The 22,436-nt window shown below is 74.1% G+C and carries 17 protein-coding genes and 1 pseudogene; 13 read left to right on the top strand and 5 right to left on the bottom strand.

The features are described 5' to 3' along the window. Positions 1-197 precede the first annotated feature (197 nt). The 5 genes from AQJ64_RS08800 (at position 198) to AQJ64_RS08780 (ending at position 7,073) form a co-directional block, all read left to right on the top strand. Positions 198-947 carry a hypothetical protein gene (locus tag AQJ64_RS08800; protein ID WP_240513020.1) on the top strand — a complete coding sequence of 250 codons (750 nt, stop codon included), beginning with the start codon at positions 198-200 and terminating at the stop codon, positions 945-947. A gap of 198 nt (positions 948-1,145) precedes the next feature. Further along, positions 1,146-3,233, top strand: a complete 2,088-nt coding sequence (locus tag AQJ64_RS08795; RefSeq protein ID WP_059202610.1) for a DUF1996 domain-containing protein — start codon at positions 1,146-1,148, stop codon at positions 3,231-3,233. Between the two features lie 143 nt (positions 3,234-3,376). Further along, complete coding sequence (locus AQJ64_RS08790) at positions 3,377-5,077, top strand: hypothetical protein (RefSeq protein WP_055635839.1); 1,701 nt, start codon at positions 3,377-3,379, stop codon at positions 5,075-5,077. An 84-nt stretch (positions 5,078-5,161) separates the two neighbouring features. Next, a complete protein-coding gene (locus tag AQJ64_RS08785) occupies positions 5,162-6,508 on the top strand; it encodes a diacylglycerol/lipid kinase family protein (RefSeq protein ID WP_055635838.1) in 1,347 nt (448 codons plus the stop codon). After that, positions 6,501-7,073 (top strand): phosphatase PAP2 family protein, encoded by a 573-nt coding sequence (locus AQJ64_RS08780; protein WP_055635837.1) that lies wholly within the window; start codon positions 6,501-6,503, stop codon positions 7,071-7,073. The genes AQJ64_RS08785 and AQJ64_RS08780 overlap by 8 nt, the downstream gene beginning before the upstream one ends. 28 nt (positions 7,074-7,101) lie before the next feature. Here the strand turns inward: AQJ64_RS08780 and AQJ64_RS08775 are convergent, their stop codons facing one another. After that, positions 7,102-7,737 carry a class I SAM-dependent methyltransferase gene (locus AQJ64_RS08775; RefSeq protein WP_055635836.1) on the bottom strand — a complete coding sequence of 212 codons (636 nt, stop codon included), beginning with the start codon at positions 7,735-7,737 and terminating at the stop codon, positions 7,102-7,104. Between the two features lie 244 nt (positions 7,738-7,981). Here AQJ64_RS08775 and AQJ64_RS49590 point away from each other — a divergent pair, with 244 nt between their 5' ends. Further along, positions 7,982-8,155, top strand: coding sequence for a hypothetical protein (locus tag AQJ64_RS49590; protein ID WP_167738991.1), 174 nt, complete (start codon positions 7,982-7,984; stop codon positions 8,153-8,155). A 16-nt stretch (positions 8,156-8,171) separates the two neighbouring features. Here the strand turns inward: AQJ64_RS49590 and AQJ64_RS08770 are convergent, their stop codons facing one another. Next, positions 8,172-9,350, bottom strand: a complete 1,179-nt coding sequence (locus AQJ64_RS08770; RefSeq protein ID WP_055635835.1) for a cytochrome P450 — start codon at positions 9,348-9,350, stop codon at positions 8,172-8,174. Positions 9,351-9,486: 136 nt separating this feature from the next. Beyond that, positions 9,487-11,871, bottom strand: a complete 2,385-nt coding sequence (locus tag AQJ64_RS50640) for a C40 family peptidase (protein ID WP_059202545.1) — start codon at positions 11,869-11,871, stop codon at positions 9,487-9,489. A gap of 436 nt (positions 11,872-12,307) precedes the next feature. On the opposite strand from AQJ64_RS50640, the gene AQJ64_RS08760 reads away from it, so the two are divergent. The 4 genes from AQJ64_RS08760 to AQJ64_RS08745 are packed head-to-tail and all read left to right on the top strand — an operon-like array spanning position 12,308 to position 15,156. After that, positions 12,308-13,657, top strand: coding sequence for a transaminase (locus tag AQJ64_RS08760; RefSeq protein ID WP_079061546.1), 1,350 nt, complete (start codon positions 12,308-12,310; stop codon positions 13,655-13,657). Between the two features lie 16 nt (positions 13,658-13,673). Next, positions 13,674-14,114, top strand: coding sequence for an Lrp/AsnC family transcriptional regulator (locus tag AQJ64_RS08755; protein ID WP_055639130.1), 441 nt, complete (start codon positions 13,674-13,676; stop codon positions 14,112-14,114). Positions 14,115-14,148: 34 nt separating this feature from the next. Next, on the top strand, positions 14,149-14,757 hold the full coding sequence (locus AQJ64_RS08750; RefSeq protein WP_055639129.1) for a flavin reductase family protein: 609 nt from the start codon (positions 14,149-14,151) through the stop codon (positions 14,755-14,757). Positions 14,758-14,781: 24 nt separating this feature from the next. Beyond that, positions 14,782-15,156, top strand: a complete 375-nt coding sequence (locus tag AQJ64_RS08745; protein ID WP_059202544.1) for a hypothetical protein — start codon at positions 14,782-14,784, stop codon at positions 15,154-15,156. Positions 15,157-15,200: 44 nt separating this feature from the next. On the opposite strand, the gene AQJ64_RS08740 is transcribed toward AQJ64_RS08745, so the two are convergent. Further along, on the bottom strand, positions 15,201-16,157 hold the full coding sequence (locus AQJ64_RS08740) for an AraC-like ligand-binding domain-containing protein (RefSeq protein WP_055637437.1): 957 nt from the start codon (positions 16,155-16,157) through the stop codon (positions 15,201-15,203). 271 nt (positions 16,158-16,428) lie between these two features. After that, the gene (locus tag AQJ64_RS08735; protein WP_055637438.1) at positions 16,429-18,684 is read right to left on the bottom strand and encodes an ATP-binding protein; all 2,256 of its coding nucleotides are present in this window, start codon (positions 18,682-18,684) and stop codon (positions 16,429-16,431) included. 265 nt (positions 18,685-18,949) lie between these two features. On the opposite strand from AQJ64_RS08735, the pseudogene AQJ64_RS50635 reads away from it, so the two are divergent. From AQJ64_RS50635 to AQJ64_RS08725, 3 genes and pseudogenes are all read left to right on the top strand, one after another. After that, a pseudogene (locus tag AQJ64_RS50635) lies at positions 18,950-19,480 on the top strand (hypothetical protein); the annotation flags it as partial. Further along, positions 19,454-20,941, top strand: coding sequence for a hypothetical protein (locus tag AQJ64_RS08730; RefSeq protein WP_420876574.1), 1,488 nt, complete (start codon positions 19,454-19,456; stop codon positions 20,939-20,941). The pseudogene AQJ64_RS50635 and the gene AQJ64_RS08730, both read left to right, overlap by 27 nt. Then, a complete protein-coding gene (locus tag AQJ64_RS08725) occupies positions 20,938-22,425 on the top strand; it encodes a VWA domain-containing protein (protein ID WP_079061545.1) in 1,488 nt (495 codons plus the stop codon). Before AQJ64_RS08730 ends, AQJ64_RS08725 begins: the two co-directional genes overlap by 4 nt. Positions 22,426-22,436: the final 11 nt, after the last annotated feature.

The raw sequence follows: 22,436 nt of genomic DNA, 5'->3' as shown, positions 1-22,436 counted from the left end.
AGGAGCGACACCGGCCGACCAGCCGGTGGCGTCCCCCTTCGGTGACGTGCGCCGACCCGCCGCGCACCGCAGGGGGAGCTGTTCCGACCGGCCCGGACACGGACGTCCGTGCGACGAGTTTCTTGGGGGACCCCTTGGTGATCCTGCGTCCAGAGGTGGAGGGACGCCGCACCGGCCGTGCCGGGGACGGCGGGAGGATGCCGCGCCGCAGCCTCCCGCTGCGGGCGGCCGTGTTCGTCGGACGCACGCTGCGCGACGAGTTGTACGGCATCGTCGTCGACCCCCTCCGCCAGCTCCGCCGGCGCGGCCCCGGAGCGCTGCTGCTCGCCTTCGTGGCCTGCGGCGGCGTGATCTTCTTCCACGCCATCGCCCAGAACCCGGCCGGTGCCACCGCCGTGCGGATCCTCGGCGGCGTCCAGGGCGACCTCCCGCTGTGGCTGGCCCTGCTGCGCACCCCGGTCTCCCTGTACGTCCCCGCCCTCGACCTGCCGGTGTGGGCCGGCATCACCCAGCTCTTCCTCGCCTTCGCCCTGGCGGAACTCGCCCTCGGCCGGCTCAGGACCCTCGCCGTCGCCTACACGGCCACCCTGGCCGGCACCCTCACCGTGCGGCTGATGATCGCCATGGGGCCCGGCTGGTGGGGCCTCGGACTGCCGCCCGAGGCGGGCCAGGTGCTCGACACCGGCCCCTCCGCCGCCGTCGTCGGCCTGTTCACCTATCTCTCGGTGGTGCGCCGCGCCCCCGTGGTGTTCTTCCTCACCGGCGGCTCGATGGTCATCGAGTCGATCGCCAAGCCCAACCTGGCCGGCCGCGAACATCTGATAGCCGTCGCCGCCGCAGTCGTACTCGGTCTCTACCACGAACGAGCCCACCTGAGGCGGTTGTTCAAGGCTCCGGCGCTGCTGTCCGCCACGGTCCCGGAGGGCCCGCCGAGGCGTTCCGCCTGAGATCTTGCTATGAATTCGCACGCCGGTTGAACAATCCGGCGCTCGGCTGCGTATGGGACCGGGGATTGCCATGCCCAGGCCGCCGACGACGAATTCGCGTAGGAGCACTCCTTGGTACAGAACAGACGCAGACGCCCGACGGGCGGACGCCGGGCGACCTTCGCCGCGGTCGCCCTGATCCTCGGCGGCGGCGGGCTGATGGCGGTGAACGTCTACGCCTCGGCCACCTCCAACGGCGACACGGTGGAACTGACCGGCGGAGGCTCGGTCACCATCGACTGTCCCGACGTCGGCAACGACCTCACCACCGTCCCCGACGGCGCCCGGGCCGAGGTCGACCGCGAACTCGCCGCCCTGGACCAGCAGATAGCCGCCGCCTACCAGCAACTCCAGGACCAGGCGCAGGCGGTACGGCAGGACCCCGGCTTCGCCGACAACGCGGTGATGAACCCGCTGAAGGAGAAGCGCGGCGCGACGATCGGCCGGATCGCGGAGGCCGTCGACCGCGACGGCGACCGCCCGGACGGCCTGGACTCGCTCGCCGCCTGCTCGCTGCGCATCACCGAGGAGCAGAAGCAGCAGGGGCAGCAGGAGCAGGGACAGCAGCAGGGTCAGGCACAGGGGCAGAACGCAGGCCAGGGACAGGGCTCGGCTCAGGAGCCCGGTCAGAACGGCCAGCAGGGCAACGGCGGCCAGGCCGGCAACGGTCCCGTCGCCGGGGACTACGCCGACATCACCCGCGTCGCGGCCACCCAGCAGCTCCCCGACCCCCGCTCCGGCCCCTCCCGCGGCACCTTCGTCACCAGCTGCGGAGTGAACGAGAACGGCCTGTTCAACTCCGACAACGTCATCGTCGCCCCGGGCGTCAGCAACGGCGCCCACCACTTCCACGACTACATCGGCAACCAGTCGAACACCGCCTTCGCCTCCGACGAGGACCTGGCGAACGCCGAGACGAGCTGTGTGGACCAGGGCGACAAGTCCACGTACTACTGGCCGGTCCTGCGACTCCAGAACGGCACCGAGGAGCAGGACGCCAAGAGCCCCGGCGGCGGTATCGAGGGCAACGCGGGCGAGATCGTCACCCCGAAGGACGTGACACTGACCTTCGTCGGCAACCCGGTCTCCAAGGTCACCGGGATGCCCCGGCTGCTGCGCATCATCACCGGCGACGCCAAGGCCTTCGTCAACGGCCCGGGCAACGCCAACGCCTCCTGGAGCTGCACCGGCTTCGAGGACCGCCAGCTGAAGGACAAGTACCCGCTGTGCCCGTCCGGCAGCGACGTGGTGCGCACCTTCCGCTTCCAGAGCTGCTGGGACGGCAGCAACATCGACAGCGCCAACCACCGCACCCACGTGGCCTTCGCCGCCCCCGACGGCACCTGCCCGACGGGCTTCAAGGCCATCCCGCAGCTCGTGCAGCGCATCGTCTACGACGTGGACGCGCCGAGCCTCGCCGACGGCGGCCGTACGACGCCGCTGTTCGCCGTGGACTCCTTCCCCGAGCAGCTCCACAAGCCGGTGACGGACCACGGCGACTTCATCAACGTCTTCGACGAGGGCCTGATGAAGCAGATGGTCGACTGCATCAACGAGAGCCGCAGGTGCGGCGCCGGGACGGGCGAGGACGGGTCCGGCGGTAACGGGTCCGGTGGCAACGGCTCGGACGGCGGAGCGGACAACGGGTCCGGCAACGGCTCGGACAACGGTTCCGGCAACGGCGGGGGCGACGGCTCCGGCGACGGTTCCGACGGCGGGGCGAACGGCGGCTACGGCGGCGGCTCGGACGACACCTCGGGTGGCGACGGGCAGCAGCCCCCGGCCCAGTCCCAGGCCCCCGAGCCCCCGGCCTCCGAGTCCCCGGCGACCGAGCCCGCCGGCACGGAGCCCCAGAAGGGGAACTCCGGCAACGGCGACGTCCCGGCCGGCACGGACACCCGTGACGACACCAGGCCCGACGCCGACGCGCCCAAGGCGGCCACCTCCGCCCCCGCCGGCAAGCCGGCCGGCGAGGTCGGCACCGCCGCGACCGCCCCGCCCCGGTCCCAGGCCCCGGCGGACACGGGTGACGACACCGGTACGCCGGCCCCGGCCGACAGCGCCACCCAGGCGCCCGTCGACAGCGGTGCCCAGCCCCCGGCCGGCACCGGCAACGTGACCGAGCCCCAGGCCGTCTCGGGCAGCCTCGCCGAGACCGGCGGCAACCTGTGGCCCGCGGCCGCCGGCGGCCTCCTGGTGATCGCCGGGTTCGTCGTGCTCTACCGGAACGTCCGCCGCACCGCCTGAGACACCGGATCACGGCAGAGGGGCCCGTCGCAGCGCCGACGGGCCCCTCACCCCGTACGGGTGCTCCCACCCCCGAGCCACCGCCCCGGCACCGGTCCGCGCGGTATACGTCGCTCGAGCCGCCGCGCGACGATGGGAGCACCATGGAATCCGTGGAGTACTGCTACGACCTCGGCAGCCACGGCCGGCCCGTGACGACCTCCTCCCCGGAGGCCCAGCTGTGGTTCGACCGCGGGCTGGTGTGGTCGTACGCCTTCCACCACGAGGAGGCCGTGGTCTGCTTCGAGACGGCGGCCCGTGCCGACCCCGACTGCGCGATGGCGTACTGGGGCATCGCCTACGCCCTCGGCCCCAACTACAACAAGCCCTGGGAGTTCTTCGACGACCAGGACCTCGAGCGGACCGTGGCCCGCACCCACGCCGCCGTGGAGCTGGCCCACGAGAAGGCCGCCGCGGCGACCCCCGTGGAGCGGGCGCTGATCGGAGCCCTGCGCGCCCGCTGTCCGCAGACCCGGCCCGCGCCGGACTGCGCGGTGTGGAACGAGCCGTACGCCGACGCCATGCGCGCCGTCCACGACCTGGCCCCCGGTGATCTCGACGTCGCCGCCCTCTACGCCGACGCGCTGATGAACCTGACCCCCTGGCAGCTGTGGGACGTGCGCACCGGCCGCCCCGCCGAGGGCGCCCGCACCCGGGAGGCCCAGGAGGTGCTCGACCGGGCGCTCGCCGACCCGGCGGCGGCCGTGCACCCCGGCGTGCTGCACTTCTACGTCCACCTCATGGAGATGTCGCCCACCCCCGAGGCCGCCCTCCGGGTCGCCGACCGGCTGCGCGGGCTGGTGCCCGACGCCGGGCACCTCCAGCACATGCCCTCGCACCTGGACGTGCTCTGCGGCGACTACCGGCGGGTCGTCACCGACAACACCGCCGCGATCGCCGCCGACGCGAAGGTCCTCGCCCGTTCCGGACCGATGAACTTCTACACGCTGTACCGGTGCCACAACCTCCACTTCAAGATCTACGGCGCGATGTTCCTCGGCCAGTGCGGGACGGCCCTGGAGACCGTGGACCGTCTGGAGGCCACCATCCCGGAGGAACTGCTGCGGGTGGAGAGCCCGCCCATGGCCGACTGGCTGGAGGCCTTCCTCGGCATGCGGTTCCACGTCCTGATCCGCTTCGGCCGCTGGGACGACATCCTCGCCCTGCCGTTCCCCGCCGACGGCGCGCTCTACAGCTTCACCACGGCGCTGCTGCACTACGCCCGCGGGGTCGCCCTCGCCGCCACCGGCCGGGTGCCGGAGGCCGAGACGGAACGCGACCTGTTCCGGGCGGCCGCCGGGCGGGTCCAGGAGACCCGGATGCTGTTCAACAACACCTGCGCGGACATCCTCGCGATCGCCGCCGCGATGCTGGACGGCGAGCTGGAGTACCGCAAGGGCCGCCACGACCTCGCCTTCGCCGCCCTCGAACGGTCGATCGCCCTCGACGACGACCTGCCGTACGACGAGCCGTGGGGCTGGATGCAGCCCACCCGGCACGCCTACGGCGCCCTGCTCCTGGAACAGGGCCGGGTCGCGGAGGCGGAGGCCGTCTACCGCGCCGATCTCGGGCTCGACGACACCCTGCCGCGGCCCTCCCAGCACCCGGGCAACGTCTGGTCCCTGCACGGTTTCCACGAATGCCTGGTCCGCCGGGGCAAGGACGCCGAGGCCCGGATCGTCGCCCAGCAGCTGAAGCTCGCGGCCGCGCTGGCCGACGTGCCCGTCCGGGCGTCCTGCTTCTGCCGCCTGGAGCCTTCCGACGCCCCGGCGGTCCCACCGGGTTGCTGTGCCATGGACAATTGACCGACTGCTGTCCAGATACCCGAGGGGACCCCGGAGCATGGCGGGCGCACGGTGAACGAGACGCTTTCGAAGTGGACCGCGGGGATGACGGGCAAGGACGCCGTCGCCCGCGCACGCAGATGGGCCCGGCTCGCCCTGGTCCTCGTGCTCGGCTGCGCGGCGGTCGTGGCGGGCGGCGCGGGGTCCGGGGGCTGGGTCGTCCTGCTCACCGGTCTCGCGGGTCTCGCCCTCGCCGGGGCCGGTGTGTGGTGGGTGCTGGCCCGCCGGGGCGGTGCCCGGTTCCTGGGCGGGGTGCTCGCCGTGATCGCGCCCGTGGGCGTGCTGGTCCTGTACGCCACCTCGGGACTGTGGGTGGTCGCGGTCGGCGCCCTCGCCCTGTGGGGAGCCGCCCTGGCCTCGGCCCGTCAGTCGCTGCGCAGTCTGCGCCGCCCCAAGGGCACCCACGGCCGTCGTGTCGCGCCGCCCCGCCGGCCCGTCCTGATCATGAACGTGCGGTCGGGCGGCGGGAAGGTCGAGAAGTACGACCTCGTGGCGCGCGCCGAGGCGCTGGGCGCCGAGGTGGTGCTGCTCGGCACCGGAGAGGGCTGGACCGATCCGGTCGTGGAGGCCCGCAAGGCGGTCGCCGAGGGCGCGGACCTGCTCGGTGTCGCGGGCGGCGACGGCACCCAGGCGCTCGTCGCGGCCGTCGCCGCCGAACACGACGTGCCCTTCATGGTCATCGCGGCCGGCACCCGCAACCACTTCGCGATGGATCTTGGCCTGGACCGCACCGACCCCGCGCTCAGCCTCGACGCCCTCACCCACGGTGTCGAGCTCCGCGTGGACCTCGGGGACGTCGACGGGCGGCCCTTCGTCAACACCGTCTCCTTCGGGGCGTACGCGGAGATCGTGCAGAACCCCGAGTACCGCGACGCCAAGGCCGCCACCGCCCTGGAGCACCTGCCCGACCTGTTGCAGGGCGCCGCCGGACCGACCCTCGACGTCCGCGCGGACGACACCCTGCTGCACGCCCCGCAGGCCCTCCTGGTCAGCAACAACCCCTACGCCCGCGCCGACCCTTTCGGCGGCGGCCGCAGACCCCGGCTGGACGGCGGCCTGCTCGGGGTGATCGGGATCCGCGTGGAGGGGGCCGCCCACGCCGCCGAACTCGCCCTGCTCGGCGAACGGGCCAGCGGCCTGACCACGCTCACCTCCCACCGCGTGGTCGTCGACGCCGACCGGGACCGCATCTCGGTGGCCGTCGACGGCGAGGCGCTCGAACTGCCCACCCCGGTGGTGTGCACCGTACGGCCGAGTCTGCTCCGGGTCCGGGTGCCCCGGCACCGCCCCGGCGCCGCCTACGCGCCACCGACGGTCGACTGGCGGCGCATCGTGCGTCTCGCCCTCGGCCATCACGACCCCCGGACGATCAAGGATGCCTACGATGTCTGACCGCCTGCCGAAGCTCACCACCCCGGACCTGGTTCACGACCTCGCCACCCTGGACCAGGCGCTCTACGAGACGGTCACCATCACCCGGACCCCCACCCTGGACACCGCGCTGCGCCGGCTGTCCGCGGCCGCCGACCACTCCAAGCTGTCCTTCGCGGTCGCCGCCGGACTGGCTCTGTGCGGCGGCCGCTCGCGCCGCGCCGCCGTCCTGGGCGTGGCCGCCGTCGGGGTGGCCTCGGCGACCGCGAACCTGGTCGGCAAGCGGCTCGTACGGCGGCGGCGGCCGCACCGGGCCGAGGACTCGCCGTTCCCGGGCCGTCATGTGCCCATGCCGGCGTCGGCGTCCTTCCCGTCCGGGCACACCGCCTCGGCCGTCGCGTTCGCCGCCGCCGTCGGCCCGGCGCTCCCGGCCGCCGCCGTCCCGCTGGGCGTGCTCGCCTGCGCGGTCGGCTACTCCCGGGTGCACACCGGCGTGCACTACCCGGGGGACGTCATCGCCGGCGCGCTCCTCGGCACGGGCTCGGCGGCCCTGGTGCTGTCCCTCGCCGCCCGCACGGAACGCTGAGCGGGCCCCGGGGCGACGGGGCCCGACACTAGTCCCGGCCGCAGTACAGGAAGAGGTGGGGTTCGGGCACGGCGTCCGGATGGTCGGGGGTGAACAGTGTGTCCTCCTCGGCCAGCACGGTCAGTCCGGCCGCCCGGACCACCTCGACGAGAGCCTCCCCGGCGAAGCTGGTGACCCGGACCGGCCGGCCCATGAACACCGTGTCCACGCCCTCCACGTCCAGCGGCACGGTGGCCAGCACCAGACTGCCTCCCGGCCGCAGCGCCCGCGCGAGACGGCCGATCAGCCCGGACTGTTCCGCGCGGTCCATCTGGAGCAGCGAGAAGTAGACGCAGACCGCGTGGAACGAGCCCTCCTCCAGCGGGAGGTCCCGTACGTCGGCGCACCGGAAGCTCGCCCCGGGCACCCGCTGTCCGGCGAGCCCGACCATGACCGGGGAGACGTCGACGCCGAGGACGTCGTGGCCCGCCGCCACGAGGGTCGCGGCCGTGGGCCGGCCCGTGCCGCTGCCGACGTCCAGGACCGTGCTGCCGGGCGCGAGCCGCCCGAGCAGCCACTCCAGGGACCTGCGGTGCGCCTCCGAGTGTGCGAACGCCTTCTCGTATGCGGACCCCAGCGCGTCGAACACCGCCGCCGCGTGCCGCTCGTCGTCCTCGCCTGCCAAGTCCCGGCCCCTTTGCCTCGTGGTGAGCGGATCCCGGGCATCCTCGCACTTCGGACGGGGGCCGACGGACGAATGCGCCGTATCGCGGTGACCAGTTCACGCCAGGTGAGCGCGGACCGCTCCCGAAACGGCCGGAATCCCATTTTCAGCTACCGTCAGTAACATGATCCACTCTCCTTCGACGAGGACCTACTCACCAGTAGGCCCGCCCCCGACCACCCGTCATCCCGTTCGGAGGACCCCCATGACCTCTCCCGAGGACGCCCTGCACCAGGCCCGAGCCGCCTACGAGGAGCACACCCGCACCTGCCGGCAGTGCCATGTCGACATGTCGCCCTGCGCGGTCTCCAAACTCCTCCTGCGCGCCTACAACAACGCCCGCAGGGCACAGGGACGCACCGGCTCCGTGATGCGCTGACGCGGCCGCCCGCAGGTCACGCCGGGACGGTCACCGCCAGATTCCTGATCTCGTAGCCGCCGATCTCGTCCTTGAACGACACCCGCGGTACGCCGGTCATCCGCAGCCCGTCGAGCGCGAACAGCCGGCTGAGCAGGACGTCCGCCTCCAGTACGGCGACGGAGGCGCCCGGACAGCGGTGGGCGCCGTCCCCGAAGGCGAGCCCGGCCGCGCCCGCGCCCTGCTCCATCGCCCGGCCGGGGCGCAGCAGACAGGGGCCGTCGCCCGCCACCTCGGGATCGGCGTTGGCCTCGTCCACGTGCACCGTGATCAGCTCACCGGCCGCCATCCGCGTCCCGCCGACCGTCAGCGGCGCGGTGGCCCGGCGGGCCAGCCGCCCGACGACGGGCTCCAGCCGCAGGATCTCCTGCAACAGCGCCAGCCGCTCCGCCTCGTCCGCCGCCCGGTAGCGCTCCAGCAGCCCCGGGTCGCCGAACAGATGCCAGGCGGCCACGGAGATGAACTCCCGTGTGGTGACCATGCCGGCCGCCGCGTACGTCAGGCACTCGCCGAGGATCTCGGCCTCCGAGCAGCCCTCGGCCAGCAGATGCGAGATCAGGTCGTCCCGCTCCCGGCGCCGGTGCGCGCGGATCGCCGGGCGGACGTCGGCGAGATGGATCGCCAGCCAGTTCGCGTTGCCCCGCAGGGTCCAGTACAGACCGCGCACACTGGTCAGCCCCGGCCGCCCGAACTCCTCGGGGAAGAACCGCTCCAGCCGCCGCTTCAGCCCTGGGCGGCTGTGCGTGAGCCCGATGATCTCCCGCACCACCTCGATCGCCATGGTGAAACCCAGGTCGGACAACTGCGCGGTACCGGCCGCCCGCAGCGCCGCCACCTGCTCCACGGCGACCCTCGTCATGAGCGCGCGGTAGTGCTCGTCCACCCGACGGGGCGTGAAGAACCGCGCTGTCTGCCGCCGCTGCTCCCGGTGCTCCGGCCCGTCCCGGTACAGCACGGGCCGCCGGATGCGCCGGGGCAGTTTCTCCACCGTCTCGATCCCAAGGCCGGCCTGGACCGTGTCCGTGCTGCGCAGCACCTCACGGGCGGCCGGGTACCCGTGCACGACCCAGCTTCCGTCCGCCGCACGGCTCACCGGACAGCCGGGCGGCCCCGCCCCCCGGTCCACCTTCCGCACGCTCTCCGGTACGTCCCCCACCGGGACCCCCTCCCCTCACACGGCCATGCCAGTGTGACGGCGGCGACCGACCGCGCGATGGCCTTCTTCCGGCCATGCGCGCTCTGCCGGCGGGGGAGTCGGACGGGGGGACGGCGAGGACGCGGGGTCGGTCACCTCACGCGGGCCGTACGGCGCCCCGGACCGTGCCCTCGCCGACGGCCATGATCGGCTCCTCGCGGATGGCCGCGCCGGGGCCCGGGGCGTGGATCATCATGCCGCCGTCCGTGCACAGACCGACATGGCTGAGGTCGTCGTGGAAGAACACGAGGTCACCGGGGCGCAGTTCGTCGAGACCGACCCGGGTGAAGGCCTTCGCCTGGTCGATCGCGACCCGCGGCAGCGTCACTCCGGCAGCCCGCCAGGCGGCCTGGGTGAGGCTGGAGCAGTCGTACGACTCCGGCCCCGTCGCACCCGGGAGGCAGGGCCGCCCGATCTGCGCCCGCGCGAAGGCGAGCGCCTTGTCGGCCTTGCCGAGGTAGGCGGTGCCGGTGCCGGCGAAGGTGGGGCCGGCGGGGGCGGACACGGGCGCCGGGGTGGGCATGGGGGCTGCGGCCATGGGTGCCGCGGCCGGGGCGGGTGCGGCGGCCGCGAAGGCGGGCTCGGCGAGCGCGCCCACCGGCGGTGCCATGGGAGTGGGCATGGGCGCGGCCATGGGGGCGGCTGCCATGGCCGGAGCCGGGGCCGCCATGCCGGGCATCGCGGCGGCCATGCCGGGCATCGCTCCGGTCATGCCGGGCATCGCTCCGGTCATACCCGGCATCGGGCCCGCCATGGTGGCCGCAGGAGCCGGGAAACCGGTCATGGCGGCGGCACCCACGAGTTCGGGAGCGGGGAAGCCCGGGGCGGGCACGGGGGCGGCCGGGACCGCTTCGGGCATGAGCGTGCCGTTCGGCGGTGTCCCGGGACCTGCCTGCGGCATCGGGGTACCGGCCGGGGGAGTGCCCATGCCCGCGTCGGGCATGGGGAAGGCGAACGAGCCGGTCATGGGGCCGGCCGGGGCCATCGGGACACCGGCGGAGGGCGCGGCCTCGGGGTACGGGAAGCTGAACGGCGGCTGCGCGACACCGAATTCGGACGGCGGGAAGACCGCACCGGCCCCGGGGGTCGGCATGCCGCCGGTGGGCATCGGGGTGCCGGGGGCAGGTGTGGCGGTGGCGGCGCCGGGCATGGGGAAGCTGAACGAACCGCTCGCGGGGCCGTTCTGTGCCGGTGCGGGTGCCGGGGCGGCGTCCGGCATGGGGAAGGTGAACGAGCCGGTTCCAGGGCCCGGTTGGGGCATCGGGGTGCCCGGGGCCGGTGTGGCGTTGCCCGCGTCCGGCATCGGGAAGGCGAACGAACCGGTACCCGGCCCGGCCTGCGGCGCGGGGGCGCTCGGGGCGGGTGCTGCCGCCGGCGCGGGGGCCGGAGCGTCGAAGTCCGGGAGGATGAACGTGCCGGTCGTGGGATCGACTTCGGGCATCGGGAAGCTGAACGCGGGCTTCGACGCGCCGAATTCGGACGTCTGGAAGGCGGGCGCGGGTCTCGCGCCCCTGGCCGCCGCCTTGCCGGCCCCCGGAGTCATGATCTTGGCCTCGGGCATCTGGTCCGTGCCGCCCACCACCGGCTGCGGGCCTGTGTCGGAGCTCAGGAGGGGCTGCGAGGACGTGCTCTGGCCCGCCCACGCGGCCGTGGCCTCGGCGCGGTACGCCTGTTGCGCCGCGGTGTCCCCGGGCCGCGCCACGGGGGTGGCCGGGGGTCTCATCTGCTGAGTCGCCATGGGCTGGGCCGCCATGGCCTGAGGGGGCGTGGCCTGAGTCGCCATGGGCTGCGGGGCCATGGGCTGTGGCGCCATCGGCTGTGGCGCCATCGGCTGCTGCCCGGCCATCGTCTGCGGCACCATCGGCATCGCCATCGTCTGCGGCACCATCTGCTGGGGTGTCATCGACGGGGGTGCCATCGACTGAGGTGCCATCTGCTGCGGCACCATCGGCATCGCCATCGTCGCTGCGGGCGACTGCTGGGACGGCTGCGGCGGTGCGGGTTCCAGGGCCGCGGGGGCGGGCCGGGGCGCCGCGGGCATCGGCTGGGGCGCGGGCGGCAGCGCGGCGAGGGCCCGTGCCGGGAGCTCCGGGACCTGCCGCGCGGGTGCCTCGAGTTCGAGCCGTCGGCCCGACTCCAGGGCTCGCGGCTCCCGCTTCTCGAACGCCTCCTCCAGCTCCTTCGGCACCCGGGGACCGGCGGGTCCGCCGATGGGACGGGCCGGCATCCGGTCGGCCGGGAGAACGGCGGCCACGGTGGGACCGATGCCGCCGCGCGCGACGTCGAACCACTTCCGGGTCATGGCGTCGGTCGACGGGTCGGACCCGCGTCCGCCGCGCGCCAGGGAGACACCGGACCGGCGGCCGCCGGCCTGGGCGCGCGTCACGTTGTACTTCCCGGTGTCGCTCTCGGCCCGGTCGTACAGCGCGTTGACCGCCTGCTGGATCTCCGCCCGGCTCGGCTCGCCGACGTCCGTCGCCATGGAAGACGTACTCCTTCCGTGCTCCGCCGGGCCCTACCGGCCCGCGGATCCGGGCGACCCCACGGAGGGGGTGCCCCAAGCTCAATGCCCTGTCGGGCTGTTGGGCCGCCTGACCCGGCGTTCGTTCGCCGGAGTCGATCGTGCGGTCCGGGCGCAAACCTAACCAACATGTGTGACTGGTGTGAAGATTGAAGTGTTAAATGTCCGATACGTATTCGTGACCTTCGTCTCTCGCCTCTTCGCGCCGACCCGCAATGACCGGTTCGGCACCGTTCATGATCGCGCACGATCGTCGCGATGGCCACCCCCGGGATCCGCCGATCGACGCTCGATTCGATTGTCGTCACGAACGAATCGAGCGTCAGTGCTTGCCGTCGTGGCGCTGACGACCGTAGATTCATCACATTCAGTCGCCCGTTTCGACCAGGGATGTGCCATGGACCGTGCCCGACTCCGTCATCTCCTGGCCCGCGAGAGCGCGGACGCCGAGCGGCGCAACCCCCGCTCCCGGGAGGCCTACGCCCGTGCCGATCATCTCTTCGGCCGGGTGCCGATGACCTGGATGAACAAGACGGCCGGCGCCTTCCCCCGGTACCTGGAGTCCGCGCGGGGCGCCCGGGTCCGGGACGTCGACGGGCACGAGTACATCGACTTCTGTCTCGGCGACACCGGCGCCATGGCGGGCCACTCGCCGGCCGCCGTCGCCGACGCCGTGCAGCGCCGCTTCGCCACCCTCGGCGGTGCGACCGCGATGCTGCCCACCGAGGACGCCGAATGGGTCGGCGCCGAGCTGACCCGCCGCTTCGGTCCCACCCGCTGGAGCTTCGCGCTCACCGCCACCGACGCCAACCGCTGGGCGATCCGCCTCGCCCGGGCCGTCACCGGCCGTCCGAAGATCCTGGTCAACAGCTACTGCTACCACGGCAGCGTCGACGAGTCCCTGATCGTGACCGGCCCCGACGGCCACGGCGTCCCCCGCCCCGGAAACGTGGGCGCTCCCTGCGACGTCACCCTCACCAGCCGGGTCGCCGAGTTCAACGACCTGGACCACCTGGAGCGCGAACTCGCCCACGGCGACGTGGCCGCCGTACTGATGGAACCCGCGCTCACCAACATCGGCATCGTCCTGCCCGAGCCCGGCTATCTGGAGGGCGTGCGCGAACTGACCCGTCGGCACGGCACGCTGCTGATCAACGACGAGACGCACACCTTCTCCGCCGGACCGGGCGGCTGCACCGCCGCCTGGGGCCTGGAACCGGATGTGCTGACCATCGGCAAGGCCATCGCCGGCGGCATCCCCGCCGGCGCCTACGGCCTCTCCGCGGACCTCGCCGACCGGCTGCTGGGCCGCGCCGACCTGGACCTCGTCGACATGGGCGGGGTCGGAGGCACCCTCGCGGGCAACGCGCTCTCCGTCGCCGCGACCCGCGCCACCCTCGAACACGTCCTCACCGACGCGGCGTTCACCCGCATGCACACCCTGTCCGAGCGCTTCGAGGCGGGCGTCCGCGCCGGCATCGACGCCCATGCCCTGCCCTGGTCGGTCAGCCGTCTCGGCGCCCGTACCGAGTACCGCTTCACCGACCCCGCGCCCCGCACCGGCACCGAGGCCGCGGCGGCCGGCGACAGCGAGCTGGAGGACTACCTGCACCTCTACCTCGCCAACCGGGGCATCCTCCTCACCCCGTTCCACAGCATGGCCCTGATGTGCCCCGACACCACCGAGCAGGACGTCGACACCCACACCGAGCTGTTCGCCGCCGCCCTGGCCGAACTGGCCGGCTGAGACCACGAAGAGGGACATGGACGACATCGACCGGGCCATCCTGCGCGAACTCCAGACCGACGGACGCATCGCGTACGCCGACCTCGGCCCCCGGGTCGGCCTGTCCGCCTCCGCCGCCCGCCAGCGGCTGCAACGGCTGCTGGACTCCCGTGCCGTGCAGGTCGTCGGCGTCACCGACCCGATGGCCATGGGCGGCCAGGCCATGGCGCTCCTCGGCATCACCGTCGACGGCGATCCGCGCCCGGTCGCCGACGCGCTGGCCGCCCACCCCGAGGTGGTGTACTCGGTGCTCACCTCGGGCGGCTTCGACCTGTTCGCCGAGGTGGTCAGCCCCACCGCGAAGGACCTGCTCGACTTCGTCAACGACACCGTGCGGCCCATCGAGGGCGTCAGCGGCGTCCAGTCCTTCCCCTACTTCGCCATCCACACCCACCGGTTCCTGTGGGACGTGGGATGACCTGGGACGACGACGGCGCCGTAGGGTGGCCGGTATGCGCGTTGACTTCGATCCCGAGTCCCTGGGCGCGGGAGCCTTCTACCGGCTGCTCACGGCCGTCGTCGTACCCCGTCCGATCGCCTGGGTGTCCACCCTCGCCGCCGACGGCACGACCGCGAACCTCGCCCCGCACTCCTTCTTCACCGTCGCCTGCACCGACCCGCCGATCGTGCAGTTCACCTCCGTCGGCCGCAAGGACTCCCTGCGCAACGTCGAGGCCACCGGCGAGTTCGTCGTCAACTTCGCGCCCGAGCCGCTCCTCGGGCAGATCAACGCCACCGGCACCGACTTCCCCGCCGACGAGGGCGAGTTCGACGCCGTCGGCATCGAACGGGAGCCCTCGCTGCGGGTGAAGCCGCCCCGGGTGGCCGCCTCTCCCGTGGCGCTGGAGTGCCGGCTGCACTCCACCCTCGGCATCGGCAACTCCACCCTGGTCCTCGGCCGGGTCGTGCACGCCGCCGTACGCGAGGACGTCGTCGTGGACGGTCACCCCGACGTACGGCGGCTGAGGCCCCTGTCCCGGCTGGGCCGCGACGAATGGGGCACCCTCGGCGAGGTCCACGACCTCGCCCGCATCGCCTACCGCGACTGGCCGCCCTCCTGACCCCTCCGGCCCTATGATCGGATCATGGCGAGAACGGTGACGAGAGCGGTGACGAATCGGGCCGGCGCGGACGGCTCCTGGCGTTCGCTGTGGTCGAAGGACTCGGCGCTGTCGATCGGCTCGGTCGACTCGTTCCTCTCCATCGGCTCCGTGGGCAGTTCCCTGTCCGTCGCCTCCGTCGGCGGCTTCCTGTCCGTCGGGTCCGTCGGCTCCGCCGCGTCCCTCGCCTCCGTGGGCTCCTGGCTCAGCGCCGGCTCGGTCCTGTCCGCCCAGTCGACCGGCGCGGTGCTCGCCTGGCGCACCCGTGCGGGCGGCGGCCGCGCGCTCGGCGCGGCCGCGGTCACACTCGCCGGAGTGGCGGTGCTCTGCGCCTGGCGGGCGAACCGTCCGGCGACATGACCGCCCGGCGGCCCCCCCGGGCGGCCGACCCCCGCCCCGCGACCTCAGCCGACCGTGCCGTGGCGCACCCAGTCGCGCGGGGAGCGTCCGTAGGCCGCCCGGAACACCCTGCTGAAGTGGGCCGGGTTGGCGAAACCCCAGCGCTGGGCGACCGCCGACACCGTGGGCGCCGCCGGGTCCCGCCGGGTCAGATCCCGGGCGCACCGCTCCAGCCGCAGCCGCCGGATCAGGCGGGCCACGGTGACGCCCTCCTCCTCGAACAGCCGGTGCAGATAGCGCACGGAGATGTGGTGCGCCGCCGCGACGCTCGCCGGGGACAGCCCGGGATCCGCGAGATGCCGGTCGATGTGGTCCCGGATGCGGGGGACGAGAGGGTGGTGCGGGTCGGCGGGGGCGGGCGCGTCGGCGGTCGTCCGCTCGTCCACCAGCGTGCCGAACAGGTCCACCACACTGGCCGCCAGCCTGGTCGCGACCGCCGGGGAGCAGGTCGGAAGGGACGCCGCGAGTCCGGTCAGGAAGGACACCAGCAGCGCACCGGCCCCTTCCGTGCCCGCGAGCGCGGTGCCGGTGACCCGCCGCAGATCCTCCTCCGGCAGACCGACCGCCCGCCGGGGCATGTGCAGCACCCGCGTCGAGAACCGCCCCGGATAGTCCAGGGCGTACGGGCGCGATGTGTCGTACACGACGAGGTCGCCCTCGCCCACGCGCGCGTGCCGACCGTCCTGGAGGAGCGTGGCCGTGCCCGCCGTCTGGACCCCGACGGCCACGCAGTCCGAGGCCGCGCGGGCGATCTGGGCGGGCGTACGGCTGGCGCGCTGCGGGTCCGCCTCGACGGTGGAGATCCACAGGCAGCCGAGCCGTCCGCTGGAGATCCGGCCCGAGAACGGCCCGTCCCCGCGGGCGGTGACGGTCATCGGCACCAGCGCCCTGCTCAGCGCGTCGCGCCAGTACGTGAGCCGCTCCCCCTCGGGAACCGCGTCCGTCGTCCACACCAGGCTCACCCGGTTCTCCCTCTCTGCCGTACGAGGCTTGTGCCGTACGGGGTTTGTGCCTAAGGGGCACCGGAGAACGCGCAGCGGCGGCGGCCCGGTCCCCCCGCCGCCTCCAGCCAAGCAGCCGGCCGGGACCGCCTCCAGGCACGAAGCAGGCAGAAACGTCCCGCCGCGGCTGTGCGCGCACGGAACAGTCCGGTGCGCTGCGGGACAAGACACGGGGGAGCGGGGGCGGCGAGGATGGTGCCACGGCGCGGGGACCTCGCCCGCCGGTGCCGCCCTAGGGTGTGCCGAGGCGGGCGAGGGCGTCGCGGGCCGCCGTGACGCGCTGCGGGTCGGCGTCCGGGCCGAGGGAGACACAGCGGGCGAAGGCCTCCCGGGCCTCGTCCCGCCGCCCTGCGGACGACAGGGCGTGGCCCAGGTGGACGAGCTGGCGGCTCTCCATGGCCGTGTTGCCGTTGCCCCGCCAGATCGCCATGGCGGCACGATGGTGCTCGACCGCCTCCGTCCAGCGCTCCAGCAGGGCGAGGCTGGATCCCATGCCCGAGTGCATGCCGCCCCGGCCGAACTCGGCGATGTGCGGCGCCAGCCGGTCCTGGACCCGCTCCAGGAACGCCAGCGTCTCCTCGTACACCACCAGGGCCTCCTCGGGCCGTCCCGAGCCCATCAGGATCAGGGCGCGCCCGTGCCGGGCCTGGAGGCTGCCGTGCAGATCGCCCGCGGCCTCGAACAGCGTGACCGCGCGGTGCATGTGCCCGGCGGCCGGGGCATGGTCCTCCAGCCGCCGGAACGCCAGCCCCTGATAGACGTGCGCCCACGCCTCCTGCGGTACGTCACCGGCCCGCCGCGCGGCCCCGAGCGCCTCCACGGAGCGCTCCAGGCTGTCGTGCGGACGTCCCTCGCAGGTGAGCAGCGCCCACGCGTGGTAGTTGAGATGCGTCGCCTCCAGCACCGGATCGCCCAGCTCGCGCGCACTGCGGGCGGCCGTGCCGAAGACCTCCGGCCAGTGCCCCCAGAAGATCCACTGGTCGGAGAACCAGTGCAGTGCCTCCGCCACCTCCACCACGGTCAGGTGCGCCCCGCCGGCCGCCGCCGCGCGCAGGGCCGCCAGCCAGTTCGCGCCCTCGGCCTGCAACCAGGCCCGCGCCCGCTCCGCGCTCGACAGATCGACCGCCCCGTCGAAGTCGGCGGGCGGCGCACCGTGGTCCGGCTCGAACCAGCGCCCGGCCACGACCGTGGTCCCCAGCAGCCAGTCGTACAGCGCCTCACGCGCGCGTACGGCGTCCGGTGCGCTCTCCTCCGCCGCCAGCCGGGTACGCGCGTACAGCCGCAGCAGGTCGTGCAGCCGGTACCGCTCGCCGTACGCCCCGAGCAGCCCGGTCTCGACCAGCTCCTCCAGAGTGTCCTCGGCGTCGAACAGCGCCTGCCCCGTCAGCCGGGCGGCCCCGGCCGCTCCCGTGTCCGGGCCAGGGAGCAGCGCGAGCCGCCGGAACAACCGGGCGGCCGCGGGGGTGAGCTGACGGTACGACAGGTCGAAGGCGGCGGCGACGCGCAGGTCCCCGGCGGACAGGGCGTCCAGGCGCCGGTCCTCGGCGGCCAGCCGGTCGGCGAGCCGGCGTACCGTCCAGCCGGTGCGGGTGGCCAGCCAGTTGCCCGCCACCCGCAGGGCCAGCGGCAGATGTCCGCAGCGGCCGGCGACATCGGCGACGGCGTCCGGATCGGCCGCCGCCCGCTCGGCGCCGACCAGGGCGGTGAGGAACGCGGCGGCCTCCGCCGGGCTCAGCTCCCCGAGCGGCAGCCGGTGCACACTGTCCAGCCCGGTCAGCATGCGCCGGCTCGTCACGACCACCATGGCCGCGCCGGCGGCCGGCAGCAGCGGCCGTACCTGGGCCTCGTCCCGCGCGTCGTCCAGCACCAGCAGACAGCGCCGCTCCGCCAGCACCCGCCGGTACAGCGCCGGATGGCCCTGCGGACCGGCCTGGGCGAGCTCCCGGTCGGCCACCTGGAGCGCCTTGAGCACCCGGAGCACCAGCTCCGCGGGGCCGGGCGGCTCGTCGTCGGTGCCGCACAGGTCGACCACCAACTGCCCGTCGGGGAACCGGTCGGCGAGCGCGCGGGCGGCGTGCAGGGCGAGCGTCGTCTTGCCCGCGCCCGGCGGCCCGGACACCGCCACCACCACCGGCTGTGCGACGTCCTGCCGCCCGGCCAGCTCGGCGAGCCGCGTCAACTGCGGCTCCCGGCCCACGAAGTCGTCGATGCCGCGGGGGAACGCCTGTACGCCCACCGGGCTGTATCCCGGCGCGCGCCCCGCCCGGGCGGCCGCGAGCAGCCGCTCCCGCAGCGCCTCGTCCAGCCCCAGACCGTCCGCGAGCGCCGCGACCGTCCGCCGCTGCGGAGCCGCCCGGCGCCCCCGCTCCAGGTCGCCGATGCCCCGCACACTGACGCCCGACGCCTCCGCCAGCCCCTCGATCGTCTGCGACGCGGCCAGCCTCAACTCCCGCAGCAGCGGCCCGAACGCCGCTCCCTCCCCGCTCAATCCCGCCCCTTCCGCCCCTGCCGGGCCGCCCGCGACACCGACCGTGATCCACCGGATTCTAGGAGAGCGGGACGTTTGCGGTGCGATCCCGACCGGGATCCGGACAGCGTCCGCTCCGCGCTCCGGACGAGGCCCTCCCCACGCGTCACCGGGCATCGTCTGCGCAGGTCGGACGCATTGTCAGTGGTCGCCGATAACGTCATTGGTGTCGCGCCGCTCGGGTGCGGCGAATCCCCCGTGCTGCGCCGCTTCGGCGTGTGCAGCCGTGTGCCGCAAAGGAGATGGTGCGTTGTCGGACCGGGAGAACTGGGAAAGGGCGAGTACGGCCCGGGTGGTGCCGCCCGCCCGTCCGCGCAAGCTCGCGAAGGTCCCCTTCGTCGAACTGGCCGACGGACGCCTGCAAGGGGTCGTCTCCAGCGGCTCGGACATCGAGCGCGTCTACGTCTCGTCGATCGCGGCCGGGACCTATGCCTTCGCGTGCAGCACCAACAACAACCGGCCCTGCGGCGGTGCGCGCGGCTCGTTCTGCAACCACATCCGCGCCCTGGTCGCCGAGGCGGTCCTCCAGTACGGCGGCCCGCGCGTCGCCCGCTATCTGCGCGTCGATCCGACGGGCGGCGAGTCCGACGCCGCCGCCCTGACCGCCGCGATGACCGGCACCCACCCGCAGCAGGCGGACGGCAAGGCGGCCGCCGCCCCCGTCTTCAGCCGGTTCCTGCGCCACCTCGCCTATCTCGAACAGGCTCCGGTCACGGACCCGTTGCCGGAGATGCACTGGTTCGCCCCGACACGGGCGGAGAACACGGGCGCGTCCGCCTCCGAGGGGGCCGCGGACCCGGGCGGCGCGGGGGAGCGCGCGGATGCGGGGGAGTCCACCGGCGTGCTCGGTGCCCCGGTGGACGGGCTGGAGGAGGCCCTGGCCGCGGCCGACGCCTTCGACCGGTGTCTCGTCGCCGGACTGCTGCGGCCCCGGTCCGACCAGGGCGCCGGTCTGGCGGAACTCGCCCGCGCCGTCGCCGGCAGCCCGCTGGCCGCCCGGGTCGCCGAGGCCGCCGAGAAGGCCGCCGCGGGAACCGCGGGCGAGGACCACCTCCTCGCCCTGGCCGCCGCCCGCTCGGCCCTCCTCGGCGCCGTCCACGACGCGCTCACCACCCGCGCCGACGCCTCCACCGGCCGCACCCGCACCGACGACACTCCCGCCGCGGCCGACGACCCGCAGCAGGCCAACCTGCTGGCCGCCGCCCGGACCTGGCTCGCGGACCTCGCCCGCGCCGGCTGGCAGGGCATCGACCACGAACTCGTCGGCGGCGCCGCCCCGATCGTCTCCGCGATGCTGCCCCGGCCCGAACTGCGCCGGCTCGCCGCCCTGCTCGACGGGTTCGCCGCCGAACTCGCCGCCTCCTGCCCCGGATCCGCCCTGGAGCGGATCCCGGCCCGCCGCTGGGGGGACCTCTGGGCGCGCGCCCTGCTGCTCACCCGGCCCGGCGCCGCCGACCGGCCCACGACCGGCACCGCCACCGGCCGGCTGCTGCCGCTCGGTATCGACCTGCACGAACACGCGACCGCCGCCCAGGCGCAGGTCCACGCCGTGTTCGAACCCGACGACGGCACCCCGTCCCGGCTGGTCCGCGCGAGTGTCTCGGTGCCCAAGCCGGACAGTGTGGTCGCGGCCGGCGTCTGGCAGCTCCTGCGGCCGCATCTGTCGCTGCTCGGGGCCCTCGGCGAAGGCCGGGCGATGCACCTGGACGCCATGCCCCTCACCGCGGAGGGCGACCTCCTGTGGGACGACACCCGGGCCCGCCCGGGCGAACCGGCGGACCCCTTCGCCACCGCCCGCGTCGCCCTGCCCACAGCAACCGCGGCGGTCACCGCGCCGCTCGACCGCCACCCCGCGCGCCTCGCCGAACCGGTGTTCCTGGAGGGCTACGCCACCCGGCAGGACGGCGACACCCTCGTCCTCACCCACGCGGGCGACGACCTCCTGGTCGACTCCGACCGCATCCCGGTCGCGGGCCCGCTGACCCCCGAGGCCGTCGCGGCCTCCGGCGCCTGCATCGGTCTGCTCCGCTGGGACGACGGCGCCTTCCGGCTCCAGCCGCTGGCCGTCGAGACCACCGTGCGCAGGAAGACCGCCGCCCTCCAGGCGGGCGCCTGGGCCGGCGGCACCACCGACAGGACGGGCGTCAAGGCGGAGAAGGCCGCCACCGATGCCGTGACCGTCCTGCGGGAGCGAGCGGGAAGGCTGCTGCGCACATGACCGAGCGGACATCCGGGGCGACGACCGCCCCGACGACCACCCCGGCATCCGAACCGGGCGCCACCCCGGCCGCGGCCACCACGACGGCCGCCCCGGTGCCCGAGCCCGCCCCGCACGACAACCGTCGGCAGGTGCTGTACTGGCGGCTCCTCGCCCGGCTCTTCGACCCCGAGGAGCAGGCCGCCCTGGAGTCGGCGAGCCTCGCCGTCGTCGAGGACATCGGCCTCCCGCCCGCCCTGCTGGACCCGCAGGCCTCCGTCGACTCGATCGTGCAGCGCCATCCCCACCTGGCGGACGCGTTCGACGGGCTGATGGTGACCGACGACGCCGACACCGACGACGACCTGCGGGACGGTGCCGCGGAGGTGCGCCGCGCGGCCCTGGTGTCCAAGGTGCTGCTCAACGTGTTCGCCACCGGCAGCGGAGCCGTCAGCGCCGGGCAGCTCTCCCGGTGGCAGTCCGACGCCGGCTGGCTGGAGCGCGCCCTGGGCTGCTCACCCGGCGACCTGCGCGGCGGGCGCGGCGCGGGCCGGGGCGTGAGCCCCACCGGGACCGGCGGCCACCGCGCCACCCCCGACCTGGGCAACCTCATCCCGGCGATCGGACCCGAACTGGGCGCCCTGGAGGGCGACCTCGTCCGCCGTATGCGGCTGCGCGAGGTGCTCGCCGACCCCGCGCTCGCCGCCCGTCTCACCCCGAGCATGTCCCTCATCGAGCAGCTGCTGCGCGACAAGAACAACCTCTCGGGTGTGGCCCTCGCCAACGCGAAGTCGCTGATCCGCCGCTTCGTCGACGAGGTCGCGGACGTCCTGCGCACCCAGGTCGAGAAGGCCACCGTCGGCGCGATCGACCGCTCGATCCCGCCGAAGCGCGTCTTCCGCAACCTCGACCTCGACCGCACCATCTGGAAGAACCTCACCAACTACAGCCCCGAGGAGGAGCGGCTCTACGTCGACCGCCTCTACTACCGGCACACCGCCCGCAAGACGACACCCCAGCGGCTCATCGTGGTCGTCGACCAGTCGGGCTCGATGGTCGACTCGATGGTCAACTGCACCATCCTGGCGTCGATCTTCGCCGGACTGCCGAGGGTGGACGTCCACCTCGTCGCGTACGACACCCGGGCGGTCGACCTCACCCCCTGGGTGCACGACCCCTTCGAGACCCTGCTGCGCACCCAGCTCGGCGGCGGCACCGACGGCACGGTCGCGATGGCCCTGGCCCAGCCGAAGATCGCCGAGCCGCGCAACACCGTCGTGGTGTGGATCTCCGACTTCTACGAATGGCACCACCAGCCGCTGTTCGACAGCATGGCCGCCCTGCACCGCTCCGGGGTCAAGTTCATCCCCGTCGGCTCCGTGACCAGCTCCGGGCGCGGCAGCGTCAACCCCTGGTTCCGGGAGCGCTTCAAGGACCAGGGCACACCGGTGATCTCCGGCCACATCCGCAAGCTCGTCGATGAACTCAAGACGTTCCTCGCCTGACAGCCCACACT

Origin of the sequence: Streptomyces griseoruber (genome assembly GCF_001514205.1) — a bacterium.
Lineage (GTDB): Bacteria > Actinomycetota > Actinomycetes > Streptomycetales > Streptomycetaceae > Streptomyces > Streptomyces griseoruber.
The sequence above is the reverse complement of the archived record's forward strand: the minus strand, read 5'-3'. Positions and strand labels throughout refer to the sequence as shown.